The following is a 19,688-nucleotide window of genomic DNA, read 5'->3' on the forward strand; positions in this document are numbered from 1 at the left end:
TCTCCCTCCTCTTGGAGCCGCGGACCTTCCGCGCTAGCCGTTCTCGTCGACCAAATATAGTTTGACATTGTTTTTTTGAAATTCCTTCCGCTGTTCATCGGTAATAGCATTCCCCGTAATGCAGCCGTCTATATCCGCCGCTCCGCCAAACCGTGCAAAAGATACCCGGCCAATTTTTGTATGGTCCGCCATAAGGAAGACCTGATCGGCGACGCTCATCATTTTTTGCTTGGTCGACGCTTCCACAAGATTCGGAGTCGTCAGGCCGACTTTAAAGTCGAACCCGTTCGTCGCAATAAACGCTTTGTCAACGCGGATGCGGTCGAGCGATTCTTCCGCCGCCGGGCCGGCCAGAGCCATGGTGTTCGCGCGCAGTGTTCCGCCGGTCGACATCAAGGTGATCCCGGGGATGGAGGCGAGTTTTTGAAGCAGAAGAATCGAATTCGTCACCACAGTAAGCTCCTTGAACCGGGAAAGTTCGGAAGACAAGTAAAGCGTTGTGGTCCCGGAGTCTATCAGGAGTGAGTCCCCCTCACAGATCAGCTCCGCCGCTTTTTTGGCAATCAGGGATTTTTCATCCCGATACTGGTCTTCTTTTTCACTGTAGGTCGGCTCAAATCCCACAGACTTCAAATATACCGCGCCGCCGTGCGTTCGTTTCAAAAGATTGCGGTTTTCCAATTCCGTCAGGTCGCGCCGTACCGTCGACTCCGACACCTGAAGCAGAACACACAGTTCCTGAACCGACGCCCTCGACTTATTTTGCACATACTCGGCCATTTTCTGCAGCCTTTCTTCTTCAAACATGGAAAACCTCCAAAACCGTTTCTGATTGTTTATGATTATTTTTGACGTGTTTATAATAGCACAGAAGCATTTACTTGTCAATAATATACTCAATATTATTTTATGATTCTGTTTTTTGAGTTATAACTAATAAATTAGAACTATATTTGTGCTTTTGTCACTTAATAACTTTCTTAATTCAGTCATATTCGTTTTAAATTAGTCAATTTCAGTCATACTTCAATTTTTTCTCACTGGCTAAAGACCGGGTGGATTTACAAGAAGTTGAAAGTGTGCCAAATCACGCCTGCGGTTTTTTGTGGATGTAGCACAAATTTGTTCTTTCGTATTGATTATTTAAAGATATTGTGATATTATAAATTTGTAATTTAAGATGGCTGTGACTGGTTAGACCAGGCAGGACCTTCATTGTAGTGAATCCGTTTCTGGTAATGGGTTTGCAATGTTGGTCTTTTTTTTTAGCAGAATCGTCTCGGTGAGTCCCATGGTGATCCGCTCAATGTGCTTTTTGCGGAAACCGAGTGCCTGCGAGAAAGAAAGGAACCGCAGATGTACAGAATTGCCCGTGTGATAAGCAATAATTTTGTAATTTCCAAAGACGAGGACAATCAGGAAATCATTATCAGAGGGCTCGGGATAGGCTTTCATAAGTCCAAAGGCGACCTGATTCCGGAAGAAAAGACAGAAAAAATTTATCGTATGGATACGCCGAAACAAGTCGATCATTTGATCGAACTGGTAAAAAGCATGCCCATGGATTATATCTCTGTCTGCACCGAAATCATTGAAAACGTGCAGCTGCATCTTGGAAAAAAGCTGAGTCAGAATATTTATGTCACTTTAACGGATCACGTTTGTTTTGCGCTGGAGAGAAAAAAAGAAGGATTAGAATACAAAAACGAAATGCTGTGGGAAATTCGGAACTTTTACCACGCCGAATTTGTCGAAGGAAAATATGCGGTCGCCACCATCAAAGAAAAACTCGGCGTGGAGCTTTCTGAAGACGAGGCCGCGTTTATCGCACTGCATCTTGTCAATGCCGAGCTGGAAACCGGGATCTCCGACGCGTTGAGCATTACGAAAATGATCGAGGGAATTCTAAAAATCGTTGAAAACAATTACGGCATTACTCTCAATCAGGATTCCTTGGACTACGGACGCTTTATTACCCATTTAAAATTTTTGGGGCAGCGCATTTTCAAAGGGCAGACGATGAGCAAAGACGAGAGCGATTTTTCGCTGATGATTCATAAATTTACACAGGATAAATATCAAAAGGAATTTTTGTGCGCAAAGCGGATTCAAAGCTATATCAAGAGCAATTTCGGGCATATGCTGTCCAACGAAGAGATATTTTTCCTGATGGTACATCTAAGGAAACTGGTGAACGACAAGGATTAGCACCGACAAAGAAAAAAACAATATTGGCTTGTGACCTTTGTTAGGGCAAGACCGCAAACGGATTTGCGTTTCACGCGTAAATTCTTTTGGCGGTCTTTTTTTATCAATGTCTACAACAAATGGTTTTGATACACTTTACAAACACTTTTTAGGGGAGGAAGTATTGATGAAAGACAAAGCGTTCGGCGTATTACAAAGAATCGGCCACTCCTTTATGCTGCCGATTTCAATTTTGCCGGTTGCCGGTTTGCTTCTCGGCATTGGCAGCTCATTTACCAATCAAACGACGCTGGAAACTTACCACTTGCTGGGATTTATGGGACCCGGTACACTTATTTACAGCATTCTGACCGTTATGGCGCAGTGCGGCGACGTGATTTTCACGAACCTGCCGCTGATTTTCGCCGTCGGCGTTGGGATCGGGATGGCAAAAAAAGAAAAATCGGTTGCCGCTCTTGCCTCGATGGTTGCGTTTTTTATCATGAATTCCGCAATCAGCGGCATGATTTCGATTCACGGGGGCGCCAAAGCCTTTCTGAACGGCGCCACCTGCTCGCTGCTGGGGATGACGACATTTCAAATGGGGGCTCTCGGGGGAATTATCGTCGGGCTTGGCGTCGCCGCCCTGCATAACCGTTTTTACAAAATCGAATTTCCCGCGGCATTCTCGTTTTTCCAGGGAACCCGGTTCGTGCCTATTATCAGCACTGTGGTTTTTGCCTTTGTCGGCATTTTAATGTTTTATATCTGGCAGCCGATCCAGGTGGGCATCAATGATCTGGGCGGACTGGTGTCGAAGTCCGGAGTCATCGGGACATTCTTCTTCGGACTGATCAAACGGATGTTAATTCCGTTCGGCCTGCACCATGTGTTCTACCTGCCGTTCTGGCAAACGGCGATCGGCGGAACCATGCAGGTCGCGGGAAAGGAAATCGTCGGCGCGCAGAATATTTTCTTTGCGCAGCTGGCGGACCCATCGACGACGCATTTCTCCACCCTGGCGACAAGGTTTTTTACGGGCGAATTTATCCTTTATATCTTCGGATTTCCGGGCGCGGCTCTGGCAATGTATCGCTGCGCGCGCCCCGAAAAGAAAAAGGAAGTCTACGGCCTGCTGCTGTCCGCGTCGCTCACTGCAATTTTAACCGGCATTACGGAGCCGATCGAATTCTCTTTCATTTTCGTCGCGCCCGCTTTGTATGCCATCAACGCGGTGCTGGCGGGCCTGGCTTATGCCGTCGCACAGATGCTTAACATCGCGGTCGGCCTGACTTTCTCCGGAGGATTTATCGATCTGTTCCTGTTCGGCATTCTACAGGGCAACAGCAAAACCTCCTGGCTTTTAATTCTCCCTGTTGGAATTGTCTATTTTGCGGTATACTATTTTACATTCAGCTTCTTCATTAAAAAATGGAACCTGAAAACTCCGGGCAGAGAAACGGACGAGGAAGAAACCAAGCTGTATACCCGCGCCGACTACGAAAAAAAGAGAAGCGCCTCTAAAATAGGAAAGAAGGAAGACAGCGACCGTCTGTCGGCCGGCATTGTAAAAGGGCTGGGCGGAAAGGCCAATATCAGCGATGTGGACTGCTGCGCGACCAGGCTGAGAATCACCGTGGCAGACTCGGATCTTGTCAACGACAGTATTCTGAAGTCGACCGGAGCGGCCGGCGTGGTTCACCGGGGAACCGGCGTTCAGGTCGTCTACGGGCCGAAGGTTACGGTGATTAAATCGAATCTGGACGACTATCTGGCAAAATGCAACGAGGAGCCTGAAATTCCCGAAGCTCCGGAGCCGGCGGCCCCACAGACTGAAACCGCCGGGAAACAGAAGAAAGAAAACGAACCGAACGCTTCTTCCGCCCAAAAGAGCGTCGTTTATGCTCCGCTGAACGGCAGAGTAATGGAATTGTCTGAAATCGGCGACGGTGTTTTTTCGGAAGAAATGCTGGGCAAAGGATTCGCAGTCGATCCGTCGGAAGGAAAAGTAGCGGCGCCGTTTGACTGTACCGTTGAAACGGTTTTTGACACGAAACACGCGATCAATTTGAAAAGCGGAAATGTGGAGCTGATGATTCATATCGGACTCGACACCGTCCGGTTGGGCGGAAACGGGTTTGACATCAGGGTTCAAGAGGGCGACAAACTGAAAAAGGGCGATCTGATCGGCTACTTTGATATGGAAGCAATTCAAAAGGAGGGATACCGTCTTGTGACTCCGGTGATTATTGCCAACACGGACGAATGGGAAAAGATCGAGCTGCTGAAAAAGGGCTCCGTAGCAGCGGGCGAAGAAATATTGCGTCTTGAATAGCCCTCTGCCGCCGAGTAAATACGGATTTAAAGGAATATGGTATAATATTATTTAAAACAGAGACCATGAGCCGTTAAGAGAAAGAAAGGGGATTTTATTGATGCAGGAATTTCAATACACAATTCAGGACGAAAACGGGATTCATGCCCGCCCGGCGGGGCTGTTGGTCCGAAAGGCTCAATCGTATCAGTCCTCCGCCACTATGATTCACGAGGGGAAAAGCGCGGATATGAAGCGTTTGTTTGCGTTATTGGGCCTGAATATCAAGCAGGGAAACACGGTTACCGTGCAGCTCAGCGGAGAAGACGAAGCTGCGGCCGCTCAGGGGCTGAGTGAGTTTTTCGGCGAGAATTTATAAACGAATGAAGGGATCGGCGCCATGACAAAGACAAAGGGAATTGGGGTAAGCCGCGGCGTTGCGGTCGGCAAACTGTGGTTTCGCGCCGCTAAAATAGCCGCTGTTGATCCGCGGACGGTGGCGGACCCGGAGGCGGAGGTCAAACGCTTCCAGGACGCGAAGGCAAAAGCAATCGCCCAGCTCGCAATCTTATACACTCAAACGGAAGAAAAACTCGGAAAAGAAAATTCCATCTTATTTCAAATCCACCAGATGATGCTGGAGGATCTGGATTATAACGATTCCATTGTCGGCATAATTCGGGAAGAGAGGGTTTGCGCGGAATACGCCGTGCAGGAAACGGCCAAAAAGTTTGCGAACCTGTTCCAGACGATGGATGACGAGTACATGCGCGGACGGGCCGCGGACGTAAAGGATGTCTCCGAACGGGTCGTCGGCATTCTGACCGGAACCGGATCGGGATTTGACACCGGAGGAAAGCCGTGCATTCTGGCTTCTGATGATCTTACGCCGAGCGAAACGGCGCAGATTGACCCAAAAACCGTTTTGGCAATTGTGACCTCAGGCGGCTCCCCCACATCCCACACGGCAATTTTCGCGCGAACGATGGGCATTCCCGCCGTGGTGGCCGTAGACGGGGTTTCACTTCAGGAGTACGTCGGAAAGACGGTTGCCGTGGACGGTTCAACCGGCGAAATCTTCATCGAGCCGGACGATGCCGTTACAAATGAGCTGGCGCGGAAAGAAAGGGAGCAGCAGGAGCTTGCGGAGCGTTTGGAGCGGTTCCGCGGCAAAAAGACCGTTACCGCCGACGGGCGCGCCGTGGATCTGTACGCCAACATCGGCGGCCCGCAGGACATGGAAGCCGTTCTGAAGAGCGACGCCGAGGGAATCGGTCTGTTCCGCAGCGAATTTCTGTTCCTAAAGCGCAGTACGCTGCCGACGGAGGAAGAGCAGTTCCAGGCATACAGCTCCGTCGTTTCAAAAATGAACGGAAAAAGAGTCGTGATACGCACGCTGGACATCGGCGCCGACAAGCAGGCGGAATCGTTCAACCTGCCGAAAGAGGAGAATCCCGCAATGGGCATGCGTGCGATTCGCATCTGTTTGACCCGTCCCGAAATTTTCAAGACGCAGCTTCGCGCGCTGTACCGCGCTTCCAGCTTTGGGAATGTCGCGATTTTGCTGCCGATGATTACCTCCGTGGAGGAAGTCGTGCAGGTGAAAAAGATCTGCGGTGAAGTCAAAGAGGAGTTAAAGCGTCAGGAGGTGCCCTTTCATCCCGATGTTGAGATCGGGATTATGATTGAGACGCCTGCCGCCGCGGTCATCAGCGACAATCTCGCGCCCTTGGTGGATTTCTTCAGTGTCGGCACCAACGACCTGACGCAGTATACGCTGGCGGTGGACCGCCAGAACAAAACGATTGCCCGGTTTAACAACACGCATCACAAAGCGGTGCTTCGGCTGCTCCAAACGGCTGCGGACAACGCGCACCGGGCGGGCATCTGGATTGGCATCTGCGGAGAACTGGCCGCGGATGAAAGTCTGACTGAAACGTTTGTCAAAATGGGAATTGACGAGTTGTCGGTCGCGCCGTCCTCCGTGCTTTCGCTGCGGGCAAAGATCAGTGAGGTCCATTCAGGTTGAAAAAGTCACTTGAAGCTTCAGGGACTATGAAAGAAAAAAACAGTCGTCTGCTTTTTGCAGGCGACTGTTTTTATGGGGCTGGTTCTTCCGGTCTCACTGTCACCGACGGCGGTTATTTTACACTGCGGTGCTGCCTTTGTCGGTGTCACCACGCGGAACAAAAAAGGGTATGAATATAAATTTTACGCCTGCGGGGACAAATATCGGAAAAGATCCTGCAATGCTAAAAACCTTGCGGCCAACGAAATCGAGCCGCTCGTCGTCGCTCTGCTACGCCGCTCAGTCCTCGACGGTTCCATGATTGAGGCAACAGCCGATGCGATACTTGCAGCCGGTAGCGGAAAGAATAGCCGTTCCGAGCTTTCCAACCTAAAAAAGGAACTCTCGACGCTCGATGCGCAAATCAACAATCTGATTGATGCCTTGGCAGGTGGCCTGAATAGTCCATCTGTGCAAGCTCGGCTCACCGACCTTGAGGGGAAGAAGATAGTGCTTGAGCAAAAAATAAAAGAGCTCCGGCCGAAACCGACGCTCTCGCGGGAATACCTGATAAAAGAGCTCTCGAAAGACGCGGAAAGGCTGCAAAACAATCCCGAGTGCGTCAAAGAGCTTTTGCATAAATACATAGTGAAAATTGATGTTTTCGACGATGCAATCGAAATATACTCCGTTGCTGATCTTGCGGCCGGTCTGCCCGCAGGCGGAGAAAGAATCCCCTTAAACGACGAAATCGCCGGAATAAATTCCGACGATTTAAGCGCCACTGGTTGCGGAGGCAGGATTTGAACCTACGACCTTCGGGTTATGAGGTGCCCGGATGACTGATATTTAGTGCTGCACAATACTAAAAAGTTCAGTATTCATGCCGGTTTTACGTGTTTTTGTTATATTCTGTTATGACAAATACCAGCTAATTTAATTTTTTCAACCGTCAATTTTACCGTCAAAATCCTTTCAAATAAAATTGAGTTGCTCCCATCATGACTTTTAAAACCTGAGATTTCCGGGACATTAAATTATATTCGGCAGGGTTATAATACCTGCTCTGCAAATAAGACGTCTATGGGAAAAACCGGGACAAGTCCGGTTTCTCCCGCACGCTACATGTTATTAAAATCTTCTTTGGTTGGCAAATCGCGGAATGGCAGTTTTGAATATTTCTTAACGTCTTCAATCATGTTGCCGCGATTCTCCATAGTAATGAAATTTTTGCGGTCTTTCACATGAAGAATATCGAACCGTTCTTTATCTGTAGCAGACCTTTTAGAGATATAAACATATTGCACGTATGTACCATATCCAGCTCTTGCATAGGCCGCTCCTATTTCATGAACTTCTGTCCAGGAAAAGGTACGTAACTTTATGAACCAAAAATTTAAACATACTCTATCATTATAAATCTTTACGGTCTGACATATCGGAAGGAGAAGTAATGTCGGGCCCACCAAAATACTGAAAAGGATTAGAGAATCAGTCAAATTCCATCTACCATTTATAACGAGCCAAAGACCCACCCCCAAAGGAAATAAAATGATAATACCCACTAGTATCATAACTTCTATGCTTCTTGTATATTTTACCATTTTATCACCCATTTTTATCCAAATAGTCAAAAACTTGATTGATTGCTAATTGTTTGTTTCCAAATATGCTATTAATGAAAATACTGCCTACTATGGAGTTTCTGACATCTTGTATGCTGATATTACAAATATATATCAATCTTTTTAAAGGATTAATTAATTCTTCTGGAGGTTTGTCATAGCCAAGCGAATCACTCCATCGGGCACCAAACATATAAAAGTTCCACCTAATATTGTACAAAAAATAATACTCCCAGCCACTTCTGGCCTTGTAAAATACTTTGCGTCTAGATTTTTTTCTGTCATTCCTATATAAATAATTTGAGATACAAATGCACTGGCATATGCAGCTATTGTAGAAATTGCACCGGTCGCAGGAAATGCAACAGCCAAATCCGCCCCAGCCCCGGCTATCATCCCACCAAACAAGCCACTTACAGCACCCGCCTGCGGATTTCCACCCGTCAATTTCGCTGAAAGCCAACCATATCCCGCGCCAAACAGTCCGCCGAGGATTGTATTGATAAAATGGCCATTCGCGTCAGTATTGATAACGGGGTTGTTATTCACATAGGCGTAAAGGTTTGAATCGACTGGGTCGCTTGCGTCGTGGTAACCGGAATCATCTTTGCTAATGAATCTGCCTATTTCAGGATTATAATACCTGCTCTGCAAATAAGACGTCTATGGGAGAAACCGGAGCAAGTCCGGTTTCTCCCGCACGCTACATGTTATTAAAATCTTCTGTGGTCGGCAAATCACGAAACGGCAGTTTTGAATATTTCTTAATGTCGTCAATAATATTGCCGCGGTTCTCTATCGTAATAAAATTTTTATGATCTTTTACTCTGCCAAGATTGAATCTTTCTTTATCTGTAAGAGGCCGCTTAGAAATATAAATGAGTTTCTTATATGTACCGTAGCCAGCTCTTGTATAAGCAAGCCCTACTTCGCAAACTTCTGGCCATAAAAAAGTTCGTAGTTTGATGAACCATAATTCTAAACTTATTTTGCTATTATCTATTTTTATGGTTTGATATACAAGTGGAAAAGCAATAATCGTAGGTACTTCAAAAATACAAAGTAATACTAAAAATTCATTGAATTTCCATGTGTACGCACAAGAAATACAAGCACCTAATAAAACAAAAAACATTATCCATGTTAGTACTAATAAACCTGAACTTTTTTTATATTTAAGCATTTAATCACCCGTTTTCTAAGTAATCATAAACTTGATTTATCAGTAACTGCTTGTTTTGCAAAACGAAGTTTATCCCAACGCTTCCAGCTAGAGACTCCCTAACTTCTTGTATATTAATATTGCATAGGTTGACTAATCCTTTTAGGATGCTTCCTTGTACTGTGGGGGATTCAATATTTAATGATTTAGCCCATTGATAACCGCATACACTAAAGACTCCACCCAATACGGCAGTAAATACTAAGCTTTCAAATACATCTGGTTTTGTAAAATATCCTGCATCCACATTTTGTACAGTATGGCATATATATATAATCTGAGAAAGCACCGCGCTTGCTGATCCTGTTACTGGAATAAGAATTGGAGCAGCAGCAGGGAATATCATAGATAAATCAGCTCCAAAGCCAGCTATTGCACCACTAATTGCACCACTAATAGCGCCCCATTTTGGATCTCCACCCGTCAATTTCGCTAAAAACCATCCATACCCGGCACCAAACAGTCCGCCGAGAATCGTATTAATAAAATGGCCATTGGCATCTGTATTTATAACGGGATTATTATTCACATAAGCATACAGATTGGAATCAATTAGGTTACTTGCGTCGTGGTAGCCGGAATCATCCTTACTGATGAATCTGCCGATTTCAGGATTATAATACCTGCTCTGCAAATATTACTCATAATTTAAAAAGTTGATAGGAGAAACCGGAACAAGTCCGGTTTCTCCCGCACGCTACATGTTATTGAAATCTTCTGTGGTCGGCAAATCTCGAAACGGCAGTTTTGAATATTTCTTAATGTCGTCAATAATATTGCCGCGATTCTCCATGGTAATGAAATTCTTGTGGTCTTTCACACGAAGAATGTCGAATCGCTCCTTATTTGTAACAGGCCTCTTTGAGATGTAAATGAACTTTTTATATGTACCATATCCCCCTCTTGTATAAGCAATACCTGTTTCGCAAACTTCCGACCACGAAAATGTTCGTAATTTTATAAACCACAAATCGAGACTGATCTTGCTGTCATCAATCTTTATCGTTTGGTATCCTAATGGAAACGCAACAAACGAAGGAATTTCAAAAATGAAAAATACTATTATAAATTCAATTAAGCCCCATTTATGTGCAACAAAGATGCTTGCTCCTAAAAGCATAAAAAATGCTATCCATGATAATAAAAGCACCTCTAAACTTCTTTTATATTTAATCATTTTATCACCCGTTCTTTTCCAAATAGTCATAAATTGCATTGATAGCTAATTGCCGGTTTCCATCGTCAACAAGGCAACATGGAGCAAAGACGGATTTATTCCATCTTTGCTCCATGTTTGCAATCTATACAAATTTATCCAAAATATTTTGCTTAAGCCAATTTTCTAACCGATCGTCATAGGGAAAGACCTTAATGAATTTGTTTCTTCTTGCCTTGACTTTTGAAAAATCGAATTGTGATACATCAAAATTTTTATTTGATATATAAATAAATGGGTATGATACGACTGCGTATCGTCCTCCCACGCTGTTATAATGGCCCCATTGCTTGATATCAGACAATTTAATCTCAAATGTCTTTATATTCCATAAGTAGTTGATTATTTTATTGTCTTTCAGTTCTACGAATTGCAAATAAGCAAGGAAAAATGGTAAATCAAACAATATAACAAATATTGTAATCATAAATGGAGGCAATTGATTAAGGTTTGTATCGTTTATTACGACTAAATATGCAATGCCATCCATCAACAGACCTAAAAGTGGAAACCCACCACAAAGGATCATCGCATTTTTATATTTTAAATACTTCAGAACTATCCCTCCAAATAATCATAAACTTGATTAACTACCAATTGCTTATTTTGTAAAACGTAGTTTATCCCAACGCTTCCAGCAAGAGACTCTCGAACTTCTTGTATATTAATATTACATAGGCTGATTAATCTTTTCAAAATATTCCCTTCTACTGTAGGAGTTTTAATATTTAACGACTTTGCCCAACCGTAACCACAAACATTAAAGATTCCACCCAAAACGGCAGTAAATATGAGACTTTTACCTACCTCTGGTTTCATAAAATATTCTACATCAACATTTTTCACTGACATGCATATATAAATAATCTGAGAGACAATCGCGCTGCCCATTCCCAATGCAACCGAAATAAGTGCGCTACCGCCACCCGTCACTGCAGCTAAATCTGCTCCAAATCCAGTTATCATCCCACCAAACAAGCCACTTACAGCACCCGCCTGCGGATTTCCACCCGTCAATTTCGCTGAAAGCCAACCGTATCCCGCGCCAAACAGTCCGCCGAGGATTGTATTGATAAAATGGCCATTCGGATCCGTATTGATTACGGGATTATTATTCACATAGGCGTAAAGATTCGAATCGATTGGGTTACTTGCGTCGTGGTAGCCGGAATCATCCTTACTGATGAATCTGCCGATTTCAGGATTATAATACCTGCTCTGCAAATAGTACAGTTGTGATTCGGAATCATAATAGTAGCCCCGGTAGCGGAATGGATTTGCTCTCCCCAGCGTATCGGCAAGAGAACCGCCGATGCTGATTAATTTGCCCCAACTGTCATAGGAATATTTTACCACCTCATTGTTGCTGCTGTCAAACAGTCCGACGATATCGCCCTGCGCGTCTTTTTCGTATGTGTATGTAGTCCCGTTGAATGTCATTGCATCCAGACAGTTATACAGATCATAAAGGAAAGTTAGCGTATTTGTTCCGTCGGTTTGACTGGCGACATTATATTTGTTGTCCAGCGTGAAAGTCGTGGTTTTTCCATTAACAGTCTTGCTCGTGCGAATGCCCTTGTCGTTATATTGGTAAGTGATCGCATTGTTCGCATTTGAAATACCGGTGAGATTACTGCCGCTCCATGAATACGTTGAGCCATCGTAGGAGGTTAGATTTCCGTCCCCGTCGTAAGTAAGCTCTTTGCCGTCGTAATTGGTTAATTGATTGGAATCATTGTACTGATAGTTGTAAACATGTGTTGCCGTACCCACCGTTCCTGTCGTATACGGATACTCTGTCTTCGTCAGAATATTGCCGTTAGCATCATAAGTATAAGTAATAGTTTGATTCAGCCAACCGTTATCTTCCCGAATCAGCTCATTGTTGGAATTGTATTGATATTCTGCCATCTGCTTATCGTTTTCGCTGACTGACAGAATGTTTCCATTTTCATCATAGGAATAGTTCATGCTGCTGACGGAAGAAGTACCCGACTGATTTTGAATTGAGGTAATGGATCCGGAGCTGTTGAAATTGAACGTCTGACCATTAGGCTGGCTGATGGACACACGGTGATTCTCATCATCGTAAGTATAGGAACTTTCCCTACGAACTATCAATTTCCCAAAACAGCTTGAAGAAGCCGGTGTATTTCCGGCTTCTTCTGAATTCTACATGCAATAATCAATATAATATTTGAACCAACGGATAGCCGTACCACCTATAGCCGATTCCGGAAAGCCATAAGCAAAGTGTAATTGCAATTGGTAAGAAAACCGAAATCATGAACAACAGTAATGGCTTCAATTTTTTAGGATGGCTAGCACAATATTCCCGATGTTTCTGCTGCTCCTCAATCGTTTTAAATTTGAAATCTTCAATTTGTTGTTTACGGTACTTGGAATTGCAGCACCACCCTCCCTCTAACTCTTCCTTTCGAATTTTATTTAACTCTTTATTCATTGATCGGTGGGTTGAAAATGTAACCAATATTAATAAAGGAAGCGCAGCATACCATAAAAAGCAGAATAAGAATAAAATATTAAAAGTAAATAAAAGTACATAAGTAAAATAACATTTAAAAGTTAAATACCGAATTTTTTTACTATAGGATATTATTAAAAATGAAATGCCAATTATATACAACAGCTCTCCAGATGTAAATATAAGTTTCTCTGCTATATTAATATTATTCCACGGAAAAAATATCAAGCTCAATACATAATATAGTATGATTACCACTACCTTTTATTCTATTGCTAAAACCAATCAGCATTTCCATTCATTAATGATACCATATCATTTACCCACATTACATTTGAGATTGCATGTCCAAATATGATATTTGATAGCACACTGGCAGCCTGCATTCCAGTCCTTGACATTAATCCGGCATATTTGGGCACTCCTAAATATGTAAATACCGTAGTAATTACTGCAGCACCTATTCCAACAGATAGCCATAGGTTATCTACTTTGAGCTCACGACTATAAGCTATTGGATCATTTTTTAGCTGACTATTTAATTTGTTAATTGATTTACAATAATCAGCTATTGTTATTGCAAGTGAAAAAGCTCCTAATGACAAGGCAAACCCGAGTTTTATCCCTCCCGTTGCCGGATTAACTGCAAACACAAGCGAAAATACGGAAGATGCAATATTTAAGACCATGGATGTGACGGAATGCCCGTCAGGATCACCATACACAACAGGATTGTTATTTGCATACGCATACAGATTTGCGTTTATTCCTGTTTGGCCTTCATGATAGCTTGTGTCATCTTTGCTGATGAAACGGGATATTTCAGGATTATAATATCTGCTTTGAAGATAATACAGCCCGGATTCCGTATCATAATAATAGCCTTTGTACCGGAACGGATTCTGAGCTCCAACTGTTGAAGCTAAATTTCCGCCAACGCTGATCAGTTTGCCCCATGTATCATACTGATAAGTTACCACTTCATGGTTGCTACTGTCCAATAATCCTATTATATCACCTTGCACGTTCGTTTCATAATAATATTTCACGTCGTTCAAAGTCATGTAACATAATTTCCCGGTTGTGTCATAAACAAAATTTAAAATATTTGTGCCATCCGTTTGACTTGCAACATTATTGTTTTTTCCCAGAGTGTAAGTAGTTGTAACCCCGTTGACAGTTTTACTTGTGCGGATACCTGAACTGTCGTACTGATAAGAAATTGCATTTCCGCTGTTTTTCGCGCTGGAAAGATTACTTCCGTTCCAAGTATAGGCCCAGCCATTGTAAGCAGTCAGATTGCCGTTACTGTCATAGGTAAGCGTATTTCCATCATAACTTGTCAATTGGTCTATATTACTGGAATTCCCATACTCGTATTGATACTCTTTGTCAGCTGTACCTAAAGTGCCAGTTGTATACGGATAAACCAACTTGTTTGTTATATTGCCGTTTTCATCGTAAGAATACGCAATAGATTCGTTCAGCCAAAGGTTATCTTCACGAATCAATTCATTCTTTGAATCATACTGGTAACTAACCTTCAACACATCATCTTCATATATTCCAACGATATTACCTGTTTCGGAATCATAAGTATAGCTGATTCTGTTGGCAGAAGTGTTATTTGCCGAATTTTGTATTGAAGATACGCTACCATTGCTGTCATAATAGACAACCTGACCATTTGGTTGCTCCACGGATGTTAAGTTTTGATTCTCATCATAGGTATAGGTATAAGTTCCTGCTAACGAATCTATGCCAGTGGATAAATTTCCTGAAGGATCATATTCATATAAAACTGTCCGGCCATCCGAACAAGTTGCTTTTGTCACTTTTCCAGTAGTATCAAATGTCACAACTGTCCCATCAGGATCCGTTTCAGAAATTCTATGACCTGCTGAATCATAAGAATAGGTAGTTGTGCCATACTTAGAATCTACTGTTGATACTAGATTACCACTACTGTCGTAGGCATAAGTTATTGTACTACCATCCGTCCTGGTTGCCAAAGCAGGTTTTCCCTCGCTGTTGCAGCTAATTACAGTACCGTCAGGATCAGTCTCAGTAGCTAAATTGCCATTTGGATCATAAGTGAACGTTGAAATACCAGTCATAGAATCATTTAGTGTTGCCAATTTTCCGTTATTATCGTAAGTATAAGTAATGCTTCTTCCAGTTACGTACTTAATTGAAGTAACCACACCCTCATCATTAAAATCGGTCACCGTACCATCCGGGTCGGTTTCCGTTTCCATAGCTCCATTTGAATGATAAGTATAAGTAGTCTCTCCTTGTTCAGAATCATATTTTGATATCAAATTTCCTTTGGAATCATAGGTATACACGATACTGTTACCATAGGCATCGGTTATGTCCGCTATGGTTCCATCGCTGTTGTAGGTTGTAACCGCACCATCCGGATCAGTCTCCGTCTGAAGGACGCCGTCGTCATCATAAGTATAGGTGGTTGTGCCGTTCTTGGAATTTTTGTCCGAAATTAAATTCCCGTTGCCATCATAGGTTTTAATCTCTGTGCTGCCGTCAGAGTTTGTTTCTTTCGTAGTGGTTGTTCCATCAGAATTCGTTTCAAAGACCGAAACGCCATCAAGCGATGGAAGGCCGATATTGAAGTCGGCATCATACTCCCAATCCATGCAGTCGGAACGATCCAAATCTTCAATATTCGAGTTTAGAGTATCGGCGAACGACTGAGACCTCATCGCAGACAGGGACTTACCTGTAACATCCGAGCTACCTGGGGTGGAATTCGACGTTGAGTTAAAATAACAATCCGTGAGTGAACCGCTGTTAGAGCCCACAAAGCCACCCGAACCGGAAGTCCCGGAAACGCCTCCCGCTTCATAGGAATTGGTAATCGGTCCGCTGTTCGAGCCTGCAAAGCCACCAATATTGGAAGTCCCCGATACATTCCCTGTTTCGTATGAATTGGTCACTGTACCGGTATTGCTCCCAACAATGCCGCCAATCATAGAAGTGCCGGAAACATTCCCTGTAGAATAGGAATTGATGATAGATCCGGACCCGGCATTGCTGCCGACAAGTCCGCCTGCATAATTTCCAGTGCTGGTAACCGCACACCCTGAAGAAGAACCGCTGATCGTACTCACGTTACAATAGCCAGCTAATCCACCGATATAGTTATTCCCTGAAACGGTACCAAAGGTATATACGTCGGAAATCGAGCTGGAATTGCTTTTTCCTGCAAGAGCTCCAATATAATCACCGCTGGAGTAAATCGATGCGCAAACAGAAACATTTTTAATCGTTGCGTTACTGATAACCCCAAATAATCCTAAATTGGATAGCGCACTTGGCACTTGTAAAGAACCGTTTGTCAAATTGGATATTTTGTAGCCGTTTCCGTCGAATGTCCCTGTAAAAGGATCCGAACTGCTTCCGAGCGGGGTCCAGCTTGTATAACCGGAAAGATCAATATTTTTTCCAAGTCTGTAAGACTTTCCAAGTCCTGTTGAGATTGCAGCAAGCTGACCCGCTGTTGTGATTATGTATGGATTGGATTCCGAGCCGTTCCCGGAAGCGGAGGAGTAAGTTATTACCTTGACAGCTTCATTTCCAGCGTTATCCTTTGCGTAGATTGTATAAGTTCCTACTGTTAAGTCATTGATTGTTACACCGGTAAACGTCGTTCCGCCTGTCTTAAAATCGCCTGCCGTATGTTCACCGGCCAAAACCTTTTGAATCGCAATTCCGCTGTTATCATCATAGATAGTCGCGTGAATCTCTTCTTTGCCGGTAGTATAATTCTGATACTCATAGGCATTGATCGTAGGCGGAGTGGAATCAGCAGTTGCGACACCATCCCCTATTCCCTGCAGAACCGGTGTCGCGTTTACATATTTCCAGTCCACACAGCCCGTAAGGCCTAAATCGTCTATGTTCGTGCTAAGAGCATACGCAAATCCCAGAGTTTGCATATCGGCAAGTGCCATACCTGTCGCTGCAAAAGTTCCAGAGGTTGAACCGCAGCCGGATGACATTGCAGTTATATTCCAATATCCGCTGGTTACTGAGCTTGTATTTCGTCCTGCAAAACCACCGGTTATTGAATTACCCGTTACACTGCCGCTCGCATAGGAATTGATTATTTTGCTGCTGTTGTACCCCACGAATCCGCCAACATTAGAAGTGCCAGACACGCTGCCAACTGCATAACAGTTTGTAATTGTTCCGCTGTTTTGTCCTGCAAGTCCGCCCAAATTGCTGACGCCTGATACATTGCCCTTCGCGTAACAATTTATTGTAGTTCCTCGGTTTTGTCCAAATAACCCGCCCAAGCTACTGTCTCCTGATACATTGCCCTTCGCATAGCAGTTTGTAACAGTACCGGCATTTCCTCCAATGAGGCCGCCAATATAGTTACTGCTGCCTGCTACATTTGCCGTCGAATAAGAATTCGAGATTGTAGCAGTTGATGACAGCACATTTCCGGCCAAGCCGCCAACATAGGAACCTCCTGATATGCTGCCTGTCACATAAGAATTAGCTATAGACGCCGCTCCGGATACATATCCAGCAATACCGCCGATATCAAAGCTGCTTGAATAGATTGATGCATTTACATGCAGATTTTTTATCGTAGCGCCATTAATTGCTCCGAAAAGGCCTAAGTAGGATAAAGTACTGGGTTCGCTTTCCGTTCCAATTTTTAAATTGCTGATGGTGTGTCCGTCGCCATCAAAGTTTCCGGTGAATGAAGCTGTATTGCTGCCGATTGGCGTCCAGTCTGAATAGACCGACAGATCAATATTGTTTCCCAGCTTATAATACTTTCCAAGCCCAGTTGAAACACCCGCAAGCTGCGCTGCTGAAGTAATAACATATGGATCGGAGCTTGAGCCGCTTCCAGAAACAGGAGTAAATGTTACAACCATTATGGCTTCATTTCCCGCATTGTCTTTCGCATAAATCGTATATGTCCCTATCGTTAAGCCTTTGATTGTAGAGCCGTTAAAAGCAGTGCCTTTTAATGCAAAATAACTTGCAGCCTGCGTACCGGACGCATATTTTTGAATATCAATTCCACTGCTGTCATCCGTTATGTTTGTCTGTATGGTCTCCGTCCCGTCATTGTAACTTTGGAATGCGTCTGCGGCTATAGTCGGAGGGGTTGTATCCGAGCTGATATTCCCATCACCAATCCCCTGTAAAACCGGGAACCCACTGTTTACGCCCGAATAATATTTCCAACTCACACAAAATGTCAGGCTTAAGCTGCTGATATTCGCGTTTAATGTATCCGCAAACGTCTGGGTCTGCATGTCGGCCGCTGACATCTCTGTTGCCGTGAACGTTCCGCTGTTACCTCCACAACCAGAAACCAGTGCGATTGTTTTCCAGTATCCATCTGTAACTGTACCGTAATTATATCCTACTAAGCATCCCACTGCTGAATTTCCTGATACACTACATACCGCATAAGAATTGGTAATTTTGCAGCCACTGCTATTGTATCCTACGAATCCGCCGACATAGGATGCGCCTGTTACGCTGCCCGTCGCATATGAATTGGTAACCGTCCCTGTGTTTTGTCCGACCAGACCACCTGTATAATTGCCGCTGCCTGTAACTTGATCCGTAGCATAAGAATTCAAGATAGTCGCACTGGAAATATTCCCGATCAAGCCGCCAACATAGGTACTACCTGATACTTGGCCCGATGTATACGAATTCAGGATAGTTGCGCTGGAAACGTATCCAATTAAGCCACCAACATGGGAGTTGCCTGATACATATCCATCCATGTGTGCATTTTTAACTGTTCCTGTTCCCGTACAATACCCTATCAAAGCACCAATATAGTCACCACTCGAATAAATGGAGGCATTGGTGATCCCTACATTTTCAATTGTTGCGGCGTTAATATATCCGAACAACCCCTGATAAGATGAAGTATTCGGGTTGCTTTCCGTTCCAATTGTCAAATTGGTAATCGTGTGTCCGCCACCATCAAAGGTTCCTGTAAATGGCTTTGAGTTACTGCCGATCGGTGTCCAACCAGCAAAGCTTGACAGATCTATATCGTTTCCTAACTTATAACAATTTCCAAGGCCTGTCGAAATTGCCGCAAGTTGAGCCGCGGTTGTTATAATATATGGGTTGGCAACTGTCCCGCTTCCAGATGACGGAGAATAAGCTACAACTTCTACAGTTTCATTTCCCGCCCTATCTTTCGCGTAAATCGTATAGGTTCCCATTGTCAATCCGTCAATTAATGGATTATTGAATAAAGTTCCGTACTCTGTGAAATAGCTTACTTCCTGAACTCCTTCCGCATACTTTCTAATTGCTATACCACTATTGTCATCCAATACGGAAGTATGTATGGTTTCCTTCCCACTGGTATAATCTTGGAACGCATACGCCACCACTGTTGGGGCTACTGTATCGGGACCTCCAATCCCATTTCCAACTCCCTCCAGAACCGGGAATCCATTATTTGCTTGCTGGTCATATTTCCAACAGGCACAATCCGAAAGATTCAGGCTGTCAATATTTGCGTTCAGCGTATCCGCAAATTCCTGCGTCTGCATTTCCGATGGTCCCATGCCTGTTCCTGAGGAAATCGTACCAGTCCCACATCCGGACA

13 protein-coding genes are annotated in these 19,688 nt (G+C 43.9%); 5 read left to right on the plus strand and 8 right to left on the minus strand.

The window, feature by feature from the left end; all coding sequences use genetic code 11:
• Window positions 1-33: 33 nt before the first annotated feature.
• On the minus strand, window positions 34-807 hold the full coding sequence (locus ACLQ3M_RS12275; protein ID WP_411677973.1) for a DeoR/GlpR family DNA-binding transcription regulator: 774 nt from the start codon (window positions 805-807) through the stop codon (window positions 34-36).
• A 549-nt stretch (window positions 808-1,356) separates the two neighbouring features.
• Here ACLQ3M_RS12275 and licT point away from each other — a divergent pair.
• The 5 genes from licT to ACLQ3M_RS12300 all read left to right on the plus strand — a co-directional run bounded on the left by licT (window position 1,357) and on the right by ACLQ3M_RS12300 (window position 7,316).
• Entirely contained in the window at window positions 1,357-2,208 is an 852-nt protein-coding gene (licT, locus tag ACLQ3M_RS12280; protein WP_411677974.1) for a BglG family transcription antiterminator LicT, read from the plus strand.
• Between the two features lie 166 nt (window positions 2,209-2,374).
• Window positions 2,375-4,522, plus strand: a complete 2,148-nt coding sequence (locus tag ACLQ3M_RS12285) for a glucose PTS transporter subunit IIA (protein WP_411677975.1) — start codon at window positions 2,375-2,377, stop codon at window positions 4,520-4,522.
• 100 nt (window positions 4,523-4,622) lie between these two features.
• Window positions 4,623-4,880: an HPr family phosphocarrier protein gene (locus tag ACLQ3M_RS12290; protein WP_411677976.1), complete on the plus strand. Its 258-nt coding sequence runs from the start codon at window positions 4,623-4,625 to the stop codon at window positions 4,878-4,880.
• Between the two features lie 21 nt (window positions 4,881-4,901).
• A complete protein-coding gene (gene ptsP / locus ACLQ3M_RS12295; RefSeq protein WP_411677977.1) occupies window positions 4,902-6,530 on the plus strand; it encodes a phosphoenolpyruvate--protein phosphotransferase in 1,629 nt (542 codons plus the stop codon).
• 72 nt (window positions 6,531-6,602) lie between these two features.
• On the plus strand, window positions 6,603-7,316 hold the full coding sequence (locus ACLQ3M_RS12300) for a recombinase zinc beta ribbon domain-containing protein (RefSeq protein WP_411677978.1): 714 nt from the start codon (window positions 6,603-6,605) through the stop codon (window positions 7,314-7,316).
• 314 nt (window positions 7,317-7,630) lie between these two features.
• Here ACLQ3M_RS12300 and ACLQ3M_RS12305 read toward each other — a convergent pair whose 3' ends face one another.
• From ACLQ3M_RS12305 to ACLQ3M_RS12335, 7 genes are all read right to left on the minus strand, one after another.
• Window positions 7,631-8,074 carry a hypothetical protein gene (locus ACLQ3M_RS12305; RefSeq protein WP_411677979.1) on the minus strand — a complete coding sequence of 148 codons (444 nt, stop codon included), beginning with the start codon at window positions 8,072-8,074 and terminating at the stop codon, window positions 7,631-7,633.
• A gap of 195 nt (window positions 8,075-8,269) precedes the next feature.
• Window positions 8,270-8,788 carry an RHS repeat-associated core domain-containing protein gene (locus ACLQ3M_RS12310; RefSeq protein ID WP_411677980.1) on the minus strand — a complete coding sequence of 173 codons (519 nt, stop codon included), beginning with the start codon at window positions 8,786-8,788 and terminating at the stop codon, window positions 8,270-8,272.
• Window positions 8,789-8,837: 49 nt separating this feature from the next.
• The gene (locus ACLQ3M_RS12315) at window positions 8,838-9,317 is read right to left on the minus strand and encodes a hypothetical protein (RefSeq protein ID WP_411677981.1); all 480 of its coding nucleotides are present in this window, start codon (window positions 9,315-9,317) and stop codon (window positions 8,838-8,840) included.
• Between the two features lie 4 nt (window positions 9,318-9,321).
• Window positions 9,322-9,990: an RHS repeat-associated core domain-containing protein gene (locus tag ACLQ3M_RS12320; protein ID WP_411677982.1), complete on the minus strand. Its 669-nt coding sequence runs from the start codon at window positions 9,988-9,990 to the stop codon at window positions 9,322-9,324.
• Between the two features lie 63 nt (window positions 9,991-10,053).
• The gene (locus tag ACLQ3M_RS12325; RefSeq protein ID WP_411677983.1) at window positions 10,054-10,533 is read right to left on the minus strand and encodes a hypothetical protein; all 480 of its coding nucleotides are present in this window, start codon (window positions 10,531-10,533) and stop codon (window positions 10,054-10,056) included.
• A gap of 597 nt (window positions 10,534-11,130) precedes the next feature.
• Window positions 11,131-12,642, minus strand: a complete 1,512-nt coding sequence (locus tag ACLQ3M_RS12330; protein WP_411677984.1) for an RHS repeat-associated core domain-containing protein — start codon at window positions 12,640-12,642, stop codon at window positions 11,131-11,133.
• Window positions 12,643-13,332: 690 nt separating this feature from the next.
• Window positions 13,333-19,632 (minus strand): GLUG motif-containing protein, encoded by a 6,300-nt coding sequence (locus ACLQ3M_RS12335; protein ID WP_411677985.1) that lies wholly within the window; start codon window positions 19,630-19,632, stop codon window positions 13,333-13,335.
• Window positions 19,633-19,688: the final 56 nt, after the last annotated feature.

The organism is Caproicibacter sp. (genome assembly GCF_046707225.1).
GTDB lineage: Bacteria > Bacillota > Clostridia > Oscillospirales > Acutalibacteraceae > Caproicibacter.